This is a genomic window from Lentzea sp. JNUCC 0626 (genome assembly GCF_043632865.1).
Classification (GTDB): Bacteria; Actinomycetota; Actinomycetes; order Mycobacteriales; family Pseudonocardiaceae; genus Lentzea.
This window is the reverse complement of record NZ_CP171635.1, coordinates 4,888,854-4,903,219: the sequence shown is the minus strand read 5'-3', so window position 1 is coordinate 4,903,219 and position 14,366 is coordinate 4,888,854. Positions and strand designations below refer to the sequence as shown.

13 protein-coding genes are annotated in these 14,366 nt (G+C 69.9%); 5 read left to right on the top strand and 8 right to left on the bottom strand.

All coding sequences use genetic code 11. The features are described from left to right. The first annotated feature begins 65 nt into the window (after positions 1-65). Positions 66-1,022 (top strand): SDR family NAD(P)-dependent oxidoreductase, encoded by a 957-nt coding sequence (locus JNUCC0626_RS21605; RefSeq protein ID WP_394621592.1) that lies wholly within the window; start codon positions 66-68, stop codon positions 1,020-1,022. 11 nt (positions 1,023-1,033) lie between these two features. On the opposite strand, the gene JNUCC0626_RS21600 is transcribed toward JNUCC0626_RS21605, so the two are convergent. Then, on the bottom strand, positions 1,034-2,296 hold the full coding sequence (locus tag JNUCC0626_RS21600) for an HRDC domain-containing protein (protein WP_394621591.1): 1,263 nt from the start codon (positions 2,294-2,296) through the stop codon (positions 1,034-1,036). A gap of 70 nt (positions 2,297-2,366) precedes the next feature. Further along, complete coding sequence (locus tag JNUCC0626_RS21595) at positions 2,367-3,083, bottom strand: response regulator (RefSeq protein WP_015099292.1); 717 nt, start codon at positions 3,081-3,083, stop codon at positions 2,367-2,369. Between the two features lie 294 nt (positions 3,084-3,377). On the opposite strand from JNUCC0626_RS21595, the gene JNUCC0626_RS21590 reads away from it, so the two are divergent. Further along, positions 3,378-4,481 carry a dipeptidase gene (locus tag JNUCC0626_RS21590; protein WP_394621590.1) on the top strand — a complete coding sequence of 368 codons (1,104 nt, stop codon included), beginning with the start codon at positions 3,378-3,380 and terminating at the stop codon, positions 4,479-4,481. A gap of 16 nt (positions 4,482-4,497) precedes the next feature. Here the strand turns inward: JNUCC0626_RS21590 and JNUCC0626_RS21585 are convergent, their stop codons facing one another. Next, positions 4,498-5,040, bottom strand: coding sequence for a DUF3000 domain-containing protein (locus tag JNUCC0626_RS21585; protein WP_394621589.1), 543 nt, complete (start codon positions 5,038-5,040; stop codon positions 4,498-4,500). Positions 5,041-5,112: 72 nt separating this feature from the next. Here JNUCC0626_RS21585 and hemE point away from each other — a divergent pair, with 72 nt between their 5' ends. The 3 genes from hemE to hemQ are packed head-to-tail and all read left to right on the top strand — an operon-like array spanning position 5,113 to position 8,290. After that, positions 5,113-6,147, top strand: a complete 1,035-nt coding sequence (hemE, locus tag JNUCC0626_RS21580; protein ID WP_394621588.1) for a uroporphyrinogen decarboxylase — start codon at positions 5,113-5,115, stop codon at positions 6,145-6,147. After that, complete coding sequence (gene hemG / locus JNUCC0626_RS21575) at positions 6,147-7,574, top strand: protoporphyrinogen oxidase (protein ID WP_394621587.1); 1,428 nt, start codon at positions 6,147-6,149, stop codon at positions 7,572-7,574. Before hemE ends, hemG begins: the two co-directional genes overlap by 1 nt. 23 nt (positions 7,575-7,597) lie before the next feature. Continuing rightward, positions 7,598-8,290, top strand: a complete 693-nt coding sequence (hemQ, locus tag JNUCC0626_RS21570; protein WP_394621586.1) for a hydrogen peroxide-dependent heme synthase — start codon at positions 7,598-7,600, stop codon at positions 8,288-8,290. Positions 8,291-8,327: 37 nt separating this feature from the next. Here hemQ and JNUCC0626_RS21565 read toward each other — a convergent pair whose 3' ends face one another. From JNUCC0626_RS21565 to JNUCC0626_RS21545, 5 genes are all read right to left on the bottom strand, one after another. After that, on the bottom strand, positions 8,328-11,423 hold the full coding sequence (locus JNUCC0626_RS21565) for a S8 family peptidase (RefSeq protein ID WP_394621585.1): 3,096 nt from the start codon (positions 11,421-11,423) through the stop codon (positions 8,328-8,330). Between the two features lie 180 nt (positions 11,424-11,603). Further along, on the bottom strand, positions 11,604-11,975 hold the full coding sequence (locus tag JNUCC0626_RS21560) for a hypothetical protein (RefSeq protein ID WP_394621584.1): 372 nt from the start codon (positions 11,973-11,975) through the stop codon (positions 11,604-11,606). Next, entirely contained in the window at positions 11,968-12,786 is an 819-nt protein-coding gene (locus JNUCC0626_RS21555) for a DUF692 domain-containing protein (protein WP_285646780.1), read from the bottom strand. The genes JNUCC0626_RS21560 and JNUCC0626_RS21555 overlap by 8 nt, the downstream gene beginning before the upstream one ends. Beyond that, positions 12,786-13,601 (bottom strand): TIGR04222 domain-containing membrane protein, encoded by an 816-nt coding sequence (locus JNUCC0626_RS21550; protein WP_394621583.1) that lies wholly within the window; start codon positions 13,599-13,601, stop codon positions 12,786-12,788. The genes JNUCC0626_RS21555 and JNUCC0626_RS21550 overlap by 1 nt, the downstream gene beginning before the upstream one ends. Then, positions 13,601-14,365, bottom strand: a complete 765-nt coding sequence (locus JNUCC0626_RS21545; RefSeq protein WP_394621582.1) for a TIGR04222 domain-containing membrane protein — start codon at positions 14,363-14,365, stop codon at positions 13,601-13,603. The genes JNUCC0626_RS21550 and JNUCC0626_RS21545 overlap by 1 nt, the downstream gene beginning before the upstream one ends. Position 14,366 lies beyond the last annotated feature (1 nt).

The following is a 14,366-nucleotide window of genomic DNA, read 5'->3' as shown; positions in this document are numbered from 1 at the left end:
GCACCCCATTAATAAATGCACTCGGTGTAGTGTTGCGCTGAGTGCAGACAACGTTGGGGGTTGCGATGAGTGTTGCTGGGCGGACGGTGCTGGTGACCGGGGCCGGGCGGGGGATCGGGCGGGCCGAGGCGCTGCACCTGGCGGCGGCCGGGGCGAACGTCGTGGTGAACGACCCCGGCGTCGAGATCGACGGGCGCGGCGGGGACGCGGGTGTCGCCGACGCCGTCGTCGCCGAGATCCGCGCACTCGGTGGACGGGCCGTCGCGGACACCGGGAACGTCGCCGACTGGGAGGACGCCGGGCGGATGGTCGCGCGGGCCGTCGACGAGTTCGGCGACCTGCACGTCGTGGTCAACAACGCCGCCACCGAGGTCAACAAGGGGATGGAACGACTGGCCGAGGACGAGTTCGACGACGTCGTCGCCGTCAAGCTGAAGGGGACGTTCGCGGTCAGCCATCACGCCGCACGGCACTGGCGCGCGCGGTTCGAGGCGGGCGAGCGAACCGATCGGGCGATCGTCAACACCGCGTCCGGGTCGGGGTTGCTGAACCCGCTGCCGACGCAGTCGAACTACGCGGCGGCCAACGCGGCCGTCGCGGCGATGACGACCGTGCACGCCCTCGAGTTGCGGCGGTTCGGGGTGCGGGTCAACTGCGTCAGCCCGTCGATGGTGCGCACGCGGCTGACGGCGGGCGTGCCGGGGGAGCGCATGACCGGACCGGACGTCGTCGCCCCCGTCGTCACCTACCTCGCCGGCGACGGATGTCCGCTGACCGGGCAGGTGCTGTCGGTGCGCGGCACGTCGGTCGCGGTCAACCGGGGCTGGTCGCTCGGGCCCCGCGTCGAGAGCGACGAGCCCTGGACCGTCGACGCCCTCGCCGACGCTTTCGACACCGTCGGCGTCGAGGTCGTCGACCCCTTCGACGCGTTGACGACGGCACTCGGCGGTGCGCTCGGCCTGAGCCGGCGCGAGGACGTCGAGGCCGTCGTCAACGCACAGTTGGACTTGCCGCAGAACTGATATATCGGATATCAGTTGGCGGCGGCGGGTGGCGGAGCGGTGGAGGCCAACGCCTTGGTCAGAGCCTCCAGCGTCAGCGAGACCTGCCACGACCGGGCGCCGCCGTCCCGCAGAACGGTGGCGACGGAGTCGGGCGACAGGTCGGCCGGCGGTTGCCAGCAGGTGCGCCGCACCAGGTCCGGCAGCAGCAGGTTCTCGACCGGCAGGGTGTTGGCCTCGGCGATCGCCGCCAGCGCCGCTCGGGTGGCGGCGAGACGGGCCGCGGCGTCCGGATCCTTGTCCGCCCAGCGGTTGGGCGGGGGCGGGCCGTCGTGCTGACCGGCCGGTTCCGGGAGTTCGGACTTCGTCAACGCGCCCGCCTTGCGCAGGGCGTTCATCCACACGCCGGACATGCGGCGCTGCGAGCGGCCGCGGAAGACCGGCAGGGCCAGCAGTTCGGACTCGGAAGCGGGGTTGCGGGCGGCGGCTTCCATCAGAGCGGAGTCCGGGAGGACCCGTCCGGGAGCGATGTCGCGTTCGCGGGCCACGGTGTCGCGGGCTTCCCAGAGCGCGCGCACGAGGGCCAGTTGCCGCTGGTTGCGCACGCGGTGGATACCGGACGTGCGCCGCCAGGGGTCGGTGCGGGGGCGCGGCAATGGCGCCATCCGCACCGCCTCGAACTCTTCGAGCGCCCAGGCGAGTTTGCCCTGGCGCTCCAGCTCGGCTTCGAGAACGTCGCGCAGCTGCACGAGCAGCTCCACGTCCAGAGCGGCGTACGTCAGCCAGTCGGCGGGAAGAGGACGGCGCGACCAGTCGGCCGCGCCGTGCCCCTTCTCAAGCCGAAAACCGAGCAGCCGTTCCACCAACGTGCCCAGTGCGACGCGTTCGAACCCAGCCAGCCTGCCCGCCAGCTCGGTGTCGAACAGCACGCCGGGTCGGAGACCGAGTTCGGCGAGGCACGGCAGGTCCTGAGACGCCGCGTGCAACACCCACTCAGTGCCCTCCAACGCCTGCACCAGGGGTTCTAGCCGACCGCCGAGGGCGATCGGGTCGACCAACCAGGTGCCGGCGCCTTCCCGGCGCAGTTGCACCAGATAGGCACGCTGTGAGTAGCGGTAGCCCGAGGCTCGCTCGGTGTCCACCGCGACCGGGCCCTTCGCCCCGGCGAGCGCGTCAGCGGCTCGCCGGAGCGCAGCTGGATCGGCGACCACGGGCGGGACCCCATCAGCAGGTTCCGTCAGCGGTACCGGTTCTGGTCCGGTTGGTGCGGTTGGCTCGTCGGCGGGTACATCCACAACGGATGACCCTACGACGATCGCACCCCTCACAGGTGTTCTCGGCCGGTTCAGTGCTTCGAACCGGTGTCTAACGGATCACGCCGGCACGCATGGCCAGCGCAACCATCTGAGCGCGATCTCCTGTGCCCAGCTTCCGGCCGATCCGCGACAGGTGAGACTTCACCGTCAACGCGGACAGGCTCAGAGCCTCGCCGATTTCCTTGTTGCTCTGGCCATCGGCGACCAGCTGGAGCACCTCGACCTCACGCGCGGAGAGTTCCCGCGGCGTGTTGTCCGTGCCCGGCACCCGAGTACCCGCTGCGAGTACTGGTGCCACGCTCGGATCTGCGTAAACGCCGCCGTCGAGGACCCTGCGCACCCCATCGGTGACCACCATCGGCGAGGCGGACTTCAGGAGGTACGCCTGAGCGCCCGCCTGGAAAGCCGACCTGACCGCGTAGGGGTCGTCGGAGGATGCGAGGACCACGATGCGGGGCCAGCCCTGAGCACGGAGTTCCGTGACCAGGTCGATGCCGGTGCCATCCGGCAGGCCCAGATCGAGGATCGCGAGGTCGCAAGGACCGGTTGCAAGTGCCCGCGCCCGAGCCTCTGCCACCGATGCGGCCTCATGCACTGTCCCGGCTCCCATTTGGGTGAGCCGAGCTGATATCGCCTCCCTCAGCAGTGGGTGGTCGTCGACCACCAGCACTGAAAAAAGCTCTTCCCGCGGGTGCGGGACCATGTTCGCCGGCAACGAGCCGGCTGGCGTGGTACGAACGGCCTGACCTAAGCCGACGGCAGCCACGTCACTACCTCCCTGGAGTCGGTCGTGCCCCCCGACCGGCACCGGAGACTTTCGTCCAATCAGCCGCGCCACTGATCGACCGAAAGTGGTGTCGTCTGGGGCAGCGTAGCCGCCCATGCGGGTCTACGGGACGATCAATCGGGTATCTATCCCTATTGAGTTGTGACAGATGGCCTCATGTGTCACACGATTGGATGACAACTAGATAGGGGGTGTAACGCGAGCCCCTCTCAGAACGACATCTTGGAGTTGGTTGTGTCTAGCGGTTCTGGTGTCGACCGAGCGCGAGCCTTGTTGCAGCGCGTTCCTCTCGTCGACGGCCACAACGACCTGCCGTGGGCCCTGCGCGAGTTCGGCGAGGGAACGGGCGAGAACGTCTACGAGACCGCCGCCAAGATCGATCTGACCGAGCGTCACCCCAGGCTGCACACAGACGTCGTGAAGATGCGCGACGGCGGCTTGGGGATGCAGTTCTGGTCTGTTTGGATCCCCGGCAGGCTGGCAGGAGACGGAGCCGTCACCGCCGTGCTGGAGCAGGTCGAACTGGTCTACGAGCTGGCGGAGCGGTACTCCGAACACCTCGGCCTCGCGACCACCGCGGCCGAAGCTGAAAAAGTTTTCGCCTCCGGGCGTGTCGCGTCCCTCATCGGTGCCGAGGGCGGACACTCCATCAACTCTTCACTCGGCGTCCTGCGTGCACTGCGCCGCCTGGGTGTCCGCTACATGACGCTGACCCACAACGACAACACGCCGTGGGCCGACAGCGCCACTGACCAGCCGGTACACGGCGGCCTGACCGAGTTCGGCCGCGACGTCGTGCGCGAGATGAACCGGATCGGCATGCTCGTCGACCTCAGCCACGTCGCGCCGAGCACCATGCACGACGCCCTCGACACGAGCGTCAAGCCCGTCATCTTCAGCCACTCGTCGTGCCGCAAGGTTGCGGACCACCCGCGCAACATTCCCGACGACGTTTTGATCAAGCTGAGGACCAACGGCGGTGTGGCCATGATCACATTCGTCCCGAGCTTCGTCGCACCCCGGTTCGCTGAATGGGACGCAGCCCTTCGTGACGCGATGACGGCCGCCGGCGCGAACCACGCCGACATGGACGAGCGCAAGCTCTTCGGCGAGAAGTGGCTCGTCGACCACCCGGCGCCCACCGCGACGCTCGACGACGTCGTCGCGCACGTCGAGCACGCGCGTGAGGTCGTCGGCGTCGACCACATCGGCATCGGCGGCGACTACGACGGCGTGCAGGCGCTCCCGCAGGGCCTGGAGGACGTCTCCACCTATCCGAACCTCTTCGGCGCGCTGCTCGACCGGGGCTGGTCCGAGGACGACCTCACCAAGCTCGCGGGCGCGAACGTCCTGCGCGTCCTCAAGGACGCCGACTAGATAGACACTGACCTGGTCAGCGCTGCCCGAACATCGTCACGCCGACCGGCGGCAGCCCCACGGCCGTCGCCATCAGGTCGTAGAACGCGGTGCCGTGCTCGGCGAGTTCCCCGTCGAGCGCGGTCCACGACGCGCGCAGCTCCAGGTCGTCGGTGCGGGCCGGACCCGCGATGTCCCCGAACCGGGCCGACGACGTCTGCGTCACGGTGCCGCCCAGCGCGGTGAACTCCGCGCCCGCCTGTTCGAGGGCCTCCGTCAGCCACGACCACCCGACCTCGGGCAGCAGGGGATCGGACGCCAGCTCGTGGTCCAGTTCGACGCGCACGTACGCCACGACGCGCAGGACACCGCCCCACGCCTCGTCGCCGTCCGGGTCGTGCAGCAGCACGAGCCTTCCGGTCGACAGTTCGTCCGACGGGCCGGTGACCTCAGCCGTCAGCGCGTACGCCCACGGAGCGAGCCGCTGCGGTGGGCGAACTTCGGTGAGTTCGATCTCGGGCCTGTGGCGAACCGACTTGAGCGTCCCCACCGCCCGGCGGAAGATTTCCGGCTCGGTCACACAACTGACTGTATGCCTCGCAATCCGGCCGAGTGACGGCGGCACGCCGGGACGTGGGACCATGAAAGAGATATGAGCACTCAAGTCCCCCTCCTCGTGGCCGCAAGTGGCGGCACCCCGTCGCACACCCCTGTCTGGTTCATGAGGCAGGCGGGACGGTCGTTGCCCGAGTACCGGGCCCTGCGTCAGGGCACCGCGATGCTCGACGCGTGCATGGACCCGGCGATGGTCTGCGAGATCACCATGCAGCCGATCCGGCGGCACGGTGTCGACGGCGCGATCCTCTTCTCCGACATCGTGGTGCCGCTCAAGGCCGCCGGTGTCGACCTCGACATCGTCGCGGGCACCGGTCCCGTGGTCGCCAACCCGGTCCGCACGCTCGCGGACGTGCAGGCGCTGCCCGAGCTGCAGGCCGAGCAGGTCCAGCCGGTGCAGGACGCGATCGGGTTGCTGCTCAAGGAACTCCCGGACGAGGTCGCGCTGATCGGGTTCGCCGGAGCGCCGTTCACGCTGGCGAGCTACCTGGTCGAGGGCGGTCCCAGCAAGAACCACGAGCGCACCAAGGCGCTCATGCACGGCAACCCCGAGCTGTGGCACGCGCTGCTCGCGAAGATCGCGGACGTCACGGCGGCGTTCCTGCACGCGCAGCTCGACGCGGGCGTGCAGGCCGTGCAGCTGTTCGACTCGTGGGCGGGCGCGCTGTCCGAGCGCGACTACCGCGAGTTCGTGCTGCCGCACTCGAAGCGCGTCCTGGAGACGATCTCCGGTGTCCCGCGCATCCACTTCGGCGTCGGCACCGGCGAACTGCTGCCCGCCATGCGCGAAGCCGGCGCGGACGTCATCGGCGTCGACTGGCGCCTGCCCCTGGACGTCGCGGTCGAGCGCCTGCAGAAGGCGCACCCCGAGCTGCCGAAGCCGGTCGTGCAGGGCAACCTCGACCCGGCGTTGTTCTTCGCGGGCTTCGACGCAGTCGAACGCGAGGTGCGCCGCATCCACGCCGAGGGCAAGGCCGCGGCGGGCCACATCTTCAACCTCGGTCACGGCGTGCTGCCGGACACCGATCCGGAGATCATCACCCGGACCGTCGAACTGATCCACAGCTTGTAATGCACGGAAGAGCGCCGCACGTCGCCGTCGTCGGGGGAGGCATCTCCGGGCTCGCCGCCGCGCACCGGTTGCGCATGCTGCTCGGCCCGCAGGCCAGGATCACCGTGATCGAGCAGTCCGACCGGCTCGGCGGCAAGCTCCGCACCACCGAACTCGCGGGCGTGCGGTTCGACGTGGGTGCCGAGGCGTTCCTGCACCGCAAGCCGGAGGCGCAGGAGCTGATCGACGAGGTCGGGCTCTCCGACCACGTCGTGCACCCGACGGACGCGAAGGCGTCGGTCCACGCGGCCGGGCGCACGCACCAGCTTCCGGCGCACACGTTCATGGGTGTCCCGGCGAGCGTCGAGACCGTGCGGCACATGCTGTCGTCCGAGGGCGCGCTGCGGGTCGAGATGGAACCGACGCTGCCGCCGGTCCAGCTCCGGGGCGGCGACGTCGCCGTCGGCACGTTGATGAAGGACAGGTTCGGCCCCGAGGTCGCCGACCGGCTGGTCAGTCCGCTGCTCGGCGGCGTCTACGCGGGCCGGGCCGACGAACTGGGCCTGCGCGCCACCATGCCTCAGATCGCGACGCTGCTGGACAAGGGCGTCGGCTCACTGCTCGCGGCCGCCGCGATGATGATGCCCGCGCCGCCGCAACCCCGCGCGGCCCGCCCGCCGGTGTTCGCCTCGCTCGCGAACGGCGTCTCGTCGCTGGTCGACAAGCTCGCCGAGGTCGCGAAGCCCGAAGTGCGCTTGGGCCTGCCGGTCCGGGTGCTGTCGTGGCTCGGCGACGGCTGGCGGCTCGAGATCGGGTCGGCCGCGACGCCCGAGTACCTGGAGTGCGACGGCGTCGTGCTCGCGGTCCCGGCGCCGTCCGCCCGCAAGCTGCTGCACGAGATCGCCCCGCAGGTGTCCGCCGCGTACGGCAAGGTCGAGGTCGCCTCGATGGCCGTCGTCGCGCTCGCCCTGCCGCCGGGAACCGAACTGCCGCAGCGCTCCGGCACGCTCATCGCGGAGGGGGAGCGGTACTCCGACCGCATCACCCCGTTCACCGCCAAGGCCTTCACGTTCTCCAGCCGCAAGTGGGCGCACTACGGCGACCCCGTCATCCTGCGCGGCTCGGTCGGCCGCCACGGAGAGACGGCGCTCCTGCAGCGCAGCGACGCGGACCTCGTCAAGGCAGTGCGCAACGACCTGCGCGAGCTGACCGGCATCACCGCCGCGCCGATCGACTTCGTGGTGCAGCGCTGGGGCGGCGGGCTGCCGCAGTACGGCGTCGGCCACGTCGATCTGGTCGACACCATCGAACGCGGCATCGCCGACGTACCAGGTCTTGCCGTCGCGGGCGCCACCCTGCACGGCGTGGGCGTTCCCGCCTGCATCGCCACCGCCGACGCGGCCGCCGCCCGTGTCGCAGCACACCTGCTGGGCCGCGTTCGGCGTTGAGGACAGCGTGCCAAGATGGACCTATGGCGCGTCTGAACTACAACGAGCTCAACGACACCATCCGCTACACGATGTGGTCGGTGTTCCGAGTCGAACCCGGCAAGCTCCCGGACGACCGCTCGGCGGCCGCCAGCGAGACCCAGAACTACCTGGACGCGTTGGAGGGCAAGGGCGTCGTCGTGCGCGGCGTCTACGACGTGGCCGGTCTGCGCGCCGACGCGGACTTCATGATCTGGTGGCACGCCGAGGAGATCGAGCAGGTGCAGGCCGCCTACACGGGCTTCCGCCGCACGCCGCTCGGCAAGGTCTCGACGCCGGTCTGGTCGCAGGTCGCCCTGCACCGCCCGGCGGAGTTCAACCGCAGCCACATCCCCGCGTTCCTCGCGGGTGAAGAGGCGCGCAAGTACGTCTGCGTCTACCCGTTCGTGCGGTCCTACGAGTGGTACCTGCTGGAGGAGGGCGAGCGTCGCAAGATGCTGGCGGACCACGGCAAGGAAGCCCGCGACTACCCGGACGTGCGTGCGAACACCGTCGCGTCGTTCGCGCTCGGCGACTACGAGTGGCTGCTCGCGTTCGAGGCCGACGAACTGCACCGCATCGTCGACCTCATGCGGCACCTGCGCGGCACCGAGGCGCGGCTGCACGTGCGTGAGGAGATCCCCTTCTACACGGGCACCCGCGTCCCGGCGGCCGAGCTCGTTCTCAACCTGCCGTGAGTCGGTGGGGGCTCAGGCACGAGCCCCCACCAACCGGTTACTTCGCCGCGACCTTGTAGGCGCGGATGACCGTCAGTTCGACGGTGCTGCCCTTGCTGTCCTTCGCCGTGGCCTTCAACGAGGTCCACTGGGCGTTGCCGGGGTGGTAGATCAACGCGCTGTTGCCCACCACACCCGCACGGCGCCACGTGGCACCGTCGTCGTGCGAGTACTCGACGCCGGTGATGCGGATCTTGCCCGCGTCACCCTGCGACTGCGTGAGCAGCCCGACGCGCTGCAACGACCCCGCCGGCACCGCGCCGCCGGCGTCGAGCTTCGGCTCGAACCGGACCACGGGCAGCGACGGCACGGTGCTCTTGCCCTCGACGCCCTTGGACTTGAAGTTCCACGCCGCGGACACCTTGGTGCTGAACTCGAACTGCTTGCTCCGGTCGACGCTGACCTCCGCGCGGAAGTCGCCCTGCGCCAGCGGAACGTTCGGGAACGTGCCGCTGCCGTCGGTCTCGCCGAGCAGCACCCCGTTGCGGTGCAACGCGACCCGCGCGCTGTCCACAGTGGAGTCACCGGCGCCGTGGTTGCCGTCGCTGAACAGCGGCGCGCCGATGTAGAACGTCGACCCGAACTGCTGGAGGTAGCCGTACGGCGACTCCGGCAGACCCGGTGAGAACACCGGCCGGACCTCGCGCTCCTGGTACGACTTGCCGGCCTTGTAGGTGCGCAACGGGGAGGAGTGGCGTTCCTCCGAACCGTTGGCGTGCCGGGACATCACCATGGACTCCCAGCGCAGGTCCTGGGTCGACAGGTACTCGACCGCGGTCGCGCCGTGCGCCACCGGGTAGAGCGCCGCGCCACCGCTGAGCCCCTCCCGCGTCAACGGCATCTCACCCTTCGACACCTGGCTGTCCGGCTTGGTCCCGCCGATCGTGCTCCTGACCTCGGCCAGGTCCTTCTTGGCCGGGGCCTTGGTCAGCCCGCCCGGCAGCCCGCCCGGGACCCCGTAGGAGAGCCGGTAGAACGTGTGCGGGTCGGCCGTGGTGTTGGCCTGCAACGACGCGATCGACGAGAACTGCTCCGGCGGGAGCTGCCCACCGGCCTGGGCGACCCGCAGACCCCGGAAGCCGCCGAACATGAAGAACGTCGCCTGCAGACCGCCGGTCTCGCCGAGCGCGCGCCGGTAGCCGAGCACGCCGAGAGTGAAGTCGCCGGTCGGTTCCGGTGCCGTCACCGACACCGGCTTCGCGAGCCGGGCGTCCTGCTGGACCGTCATGTGCCCGGTCAGCTTCACCGTCGGCTGGACGAGCAGGTCCGACTCCTCCGGGCCGTTCGACAGCGACGTGTCGAGGATGTAGGTGCCCTTCGGCAGCCGCACCTTCAGGTCGCCCTTGCCCGCCACCGGCGTGAACACGTTGTTGTCCAGGCCCACGACGAACGTGAACGAGCTCTCCGGGTCCTTGCCGTCGCGCGTCGTCAGGTCGATCTTGAGGTCGTAGCTCTCGACCTCGCGGTCGATGCCGACGAGCGTGCGGACGGTGTGCGGTCCGGAGGTGGCCACGACCTCGGCCGAGTACGCCGCGTCGTTCGTGCCGACGCGGGTGTCACCGGTGACGTTCACCGACGCGGTTCCCTTGGCGGGCACCGTGACCTTGGTGGCGGCGAGCGCGAACATGCCCGCGGGTGCGGTCGTCTTCAGCGCCAGGTCGAGCGTGAGCGGCGCGTCCGTCGGGTTCGCGTAGGTGACCGGCTTGGTCACCGGCACGTCGTCCGCGTGCGGCCACTCGTGCAGGCCGAGGTTGACCGTCGTGTCGGCGGTCAGCACCTGGTTGACGGCCTTGGCCACGTCGATGCGTCCGGCGCCCTGGTCGAACGCGCTGACGCCCTCGGTGGGCTTGGCCGTGGTCGCGAGCACCGACTTGACCTGCGCCGGCGTCCACTCCGGGTGCTGCTGGCGCAGCAGGGCCGCGGCGCCCGCGACGTGCGGGGTCGCCATCGACGTGCCGCTGGCGGCGAACCGGTCGCTGGTGCCCGCCTTGGCGGCGACGATGTCGACGCCGGGTGCGGTCACCTCGGGCTTGAGCCCGCTGTCTCCAACGCGAGGGCCTTTGCTGGAGAAAGGAGCGATCTTGTCGTCGCGGTCGACGGCGCCGACCGACAGCGCGGCCTCGGCCGTGCTGGGCGAGCTCACCGAACCCGGCGAACCCGAGTTGCCCGCCGCGATGACGAACAACGTGCCGTACTGGGCCGTCAGGTCGTTGACGGCCTGCTCGAGCGGGTCGACGTCCGGCGTGTCGCCGCCGCCGAGACTCATGTTGACGACCTGGGCGCCCTGCTCCGCCGCCCAGCGCATGCCGTCGAGGATCCACGACTCCTGGCAGCCGAACTCGACGCACACCTTCGCGTCGAGGAGCTGCGCGCCCGGCGCGACACCGCCGAACTTCGCGTCCTTGCTCGCGACCGTGGCCCCGACGTGCGTGCCGTGCCCGACGTTGTCGGTGTTGTCGGGGTCGGTCGTGAAGTTCTTCTCCGCGATCTGCTGACCGGCGAGGTCGGGGTGCTTCTCGTCGACACCGGTGTCGACGATCGCGACCTTGATCCCCTTGCCGGTGATGCCCTTCTGGTGGGCGGCCGGCGCGCCGATCTGGGCGACCGACCGGTCGAGGCTCGGCTTGCGGATGCCGTCGAGCCAGACCTTGTCGCCGCTGTCGGTCTCCGCCTTGAGCGCCGTCCAGTCGTTCGAGGAACGCGCTCCCACTCTCGCCCGGCCGTCCACGATCAACGGCATGCGGTCGCGGTAGCCGAAGTCCAGCAACGTGGTGACGTCGAAGAGCCTGCGGTCGAGCCGGCCCGCCGCCAGCGGCCCGAAGGCGTCCTGAGGCACCACCATCACGTGGCCGTCCGCGGTGCGGGCGGTCTTGAAAGCCATCTTCTCGCGACCCTCACCGGGCCGGATCGCGAGCACCTGGTTGTCCCTGCCCAGAACCACCCTGTCACCCGTGACGAGGGTGACTTCGTCGACGGCCTGCCCTGGACGTGGAGCGTGATCGAGTACCGGTGGTGCGGCGCCGGCCACCCCGGCCGGTACCGCTGTCAGGGCCAGCGCCGCTACGACGCCGAGCGCTGTGAATTTTCCGCGCATTCGAATCCCCTCATGCTTCGAATTACTGCGCGCTGTGGTTCGCGCAGGCCGGGAAGGCCATTCGCGGCAAAGCGATAGCAATGCGTCCACAAAGGTCCCCCGACCCTTTCGAACGTAACGACGGCCGTTGTGAGCACACAGGGCCGAACGGGGGATTCTGGCCCCCGTTTTGTTCGCCCGTCAGTTCGACTGCCAGAACTTCCAGCGTGCCTTGCGATTAACTGACAGTTCGCCGCGTTCGCGGCACCAATCCGCAAAAGATGCGGCATCCTCGCGCGCGCGTGAGCCCGCACGACGTGGGTGTTCGACGGCGTAGGCGTCGAAGAGCTGCCGGAACCGGTCGCCCAGCTCGTCGGCGACGGCCGGGCCGAGCATGCGGACGATGCCGCGGCGTTTCGACAGCAGCGCACGGCGTTCGACGTTCAAGCGTTGTTCGTCGAATCCCGCGGGTGCGGGGCCGTTGCCGAGCAATGCATTTAGCAGCTCGGCCTGTTGGGTTGCAAGCCTTTCGCGTGCAGACGAAAGGCTATTCTCTTTCCCGTTTTCAGGCACGATGTTTGTCCACCACCGCACGGATCGCGGCCAGTTCGCTCGCGATTTCGGTGTCGGACGGGTAGTTGTCGTCGCGTTCCAGGAGAACACCCGGCGGTGCGACGCGCGAGCAGAGTTCGTCGAGCACTTCGAGAACTTCCGGCAGAACCGCGTGCGCGTGCGTGTCGTGGTAGATGTCGCCGTGCTGTTCGCCGCCGGCCACGTGCACGTACGCGAGGCGTTCGAGCGGGATCTCGTCCAGGAAGCGTTCCGGGTCGGTGCCGATGTTGCGGGCGTTCGCGTAGAGGTTCGCGACGTCCACGAGCAGCCAGCAGTCCGTGCGCTCGACGAGTTCGGCGAGGAACTGGCCCTCGGACAGCTCGCCGTCCGGCCACTCCAGCAGCGCGGCGACGTTCTCCAGCGCGAGCGGCACCGGCAGGTTCGCCTGCGCGAGCTTGACGTTCGCGACGAGCACGTCCAGGGAGTCCCTGGTGCGCGGCACCGGCATCAGGTGGCCGGAGTCGAGGCCGCCCGCCCGCACGAAGCAGACGTGGTCGCTCACCATCGGCGCGCCGACGGCCTCCGCGACCGCGCCCAGGTGTTCGACGCGGTGCAGGTCGACGGGGTCGGCGCCGCCCAGCGACAGCGACACGGCGTGGGGGAGCACCGGGACGCCGCGCTCCAGCAGCAGCGTCACGGACTCCGGCAGGTGTCCGACGTGGAGGTTCTCGGCGACGACCTCGACGAAGTCCACGCCGGGCAGCCGTTCCACCGTCAGGTCGATCTCCGACCGCCAGCCGATGCCGACGCCCAGGTCCTTGATGCCCGCCATCAGTCGCCTCCTCCGCCACCACCGCCACAGCTGCTGCCACCGGAAGAGCAACTGCTGCCGCTCGAACTGCTGCAACTGCTGCTGCTCGACGAACAGCTACTGCTACCACAGCTGCTGCTGCCACACCCGCTGCCGCAACTGCCGCACGCCGCCGCCGAACTCGACGCCGCGCCGCCGCGGGCCATCTTCCGCGCCTTCTTCTTGCGCGGGATCATCTTCACCACGGCCTGGGAGAGCCCGAAGAGATCACCGACGGCCCGGTTGCCGATCCGGCCGCGGAAGCCCTCCAAGGCCACGGCGAGCACCCGGTCGCTCGCGGTGACGCCGGCCAGCGCCGCCCTGCCCGACCTCGTCAGCGGCTTCGCGCCGAACGAGTACCAGGCGATGCCGAGGAAACCGACGGTGCCGATGAGCAGCCACGGTTCCGTGATCGCCACCAGGGCCAGGAAGAGACCGATGACCAGGAAGACCCACCACGCCCCGAGCCGGGGCCGGGCGGAGCGCGTCAACCGGCGCGAGCGCAGATCCCGTTGCAGCGCATCCATTTTCACGCTGTTCGCGGCGTTCTGCACCACCTGACCGATTCGCACCGACTTGCTGCGCACCTGGTTGTGGATGTGCGCCTCGACGTCGGTCGTCGAGCCGTGGCCGTTCTGGTGCACCGCGGACACCAGTCCGTCGCGGGACACCCGCACGATGCCGCCGTCGATCAGCCTGGCCAGCGCGGTCTCCGCCGCCCTGCCGGGCCCCGCCGTGAGGAATCCGATCTCCTCCGCGGACACGTCCGTGCGCCGCGCCGCCGTGGGAACCGCCATCAGCTTCCTCCTCCGCCACCACAACCACCGCCGCCACCACCGCAGCTCGACCCGCCGGAACAGCCGGAGCTGCCGCACCCGGACGAGCTGCCGCACGCACTGTAGGCGCCGTACCCGGCACCGTCCGAAGAGGACCGCCGGGACTTGCGCGCCCTGGCAGGCTCCCGCGTCACCACGAGCTGCTCCGGCAGACCGAACAGCGCCCGGACGCTCTGCGTGGCGATCCGGCCGTCAAACCCGTGCAACGCCACCGCGTGCACCCGGTCGTTCGCGGTCACCTGCCGCAGCGCTTCCTTGCCGGCGTGGGTGACGGGGCTCCTGCCGTACTGCCAGAAGAAGAACCCCAGGGCGATCGGCACGCCGTAGAAGCATCCCGGCGCGGAGAACCCGAGCACGAAGAGCAGGATCGCGATCGCGAGCGAGAACCACCAGCCGTCGTGCCGGTGCCGTCCCCGCTGCATCAGCCCGCGGCCCAGCAGGTGCTGGTGCAGCTGGACCATCTCGGTGCTGGTCGCCGTCGACGGCAGGATCTCCTCGAACGGGACGGGCGTCCGCGCGTAGCTCAGCATCCGGGCCTCGACCGAGGTCGTGGCGCCGTGGCCGTTCTGGTGCACCGCCGAGACGAGCCCCTCCCGCGACACCCGCACCAGGTCGTTGTCGATCAGTCGCGCCAGCACGGCTTCCGCCGCGCGCCGCGGACCCGCCTTCAGGTAACCGGCCTCCTCGGCCGACAACCACGTCGCCTGCGTCGTGGGTGTTTCCATC

Excerpts from the sequence above, each read along its gene's own strand:
- hemG (WP_394621587.1), top strand. The coding sequence starts at position 6,147 with ATGCACGGAAGAGCGCCGCACGTCGCCGTCGTCGGGGGAGGCATCTCC.
- JNUCC0626_RS21550 (WP_394621583.1), bottom strand. The coding sequence starts at position 13,601 with ATGGCGGTTCCCACGGCGGCGCGGCGCACGGACGTGTCCGCGGAGGAG.
- JNUCC0626_RS21605 (WP_394621592.1), top strand. The coding sequence starts at position 66 with ATGAGTGTTGCTGGGCGGACGGTGCTGGTGACCGGGGCCGGGCGGGGG.
- JNUCC0626_RS21565 (WP_394621585.1), bottom strand. The coding sequence starts at position 11,423 with ATGCGCGGAAAATTCACAGCGCTCGGCGTCGTAGCGGCGCTGGCCCTG.
- JNUCC0626_RS21555 (WP_285646780.1), bottom strand. The coding sequence starts at position 12,786 with ATGGCGGGCATCAAGGACCTGGGCGTCGGCATCGGCTGGCGGTCGGAG.
- hemE (WP_394621588.1), top strand. The coding sequence starts at position 5,113 with ATGAGCACTCAAGTCCCCCTCCTCGTGGCCGCAAGTGGCGGCACCCCG.
- JNUCC0626_RS21545 (WP_394621582.1), bottom strand. The coding sequence starts at position 14,365 with ATGGAAACACCCACGACGCAGGCGACGTGGTTGTCGGCCGAGGAGGCC.
- hemQ (WP_394621586.1), top strand. The coding sequence starts at position 7,598 with ATGGCGCGTCTGAACTACAACGAGCTCAACGACACCATCCGCTACACG.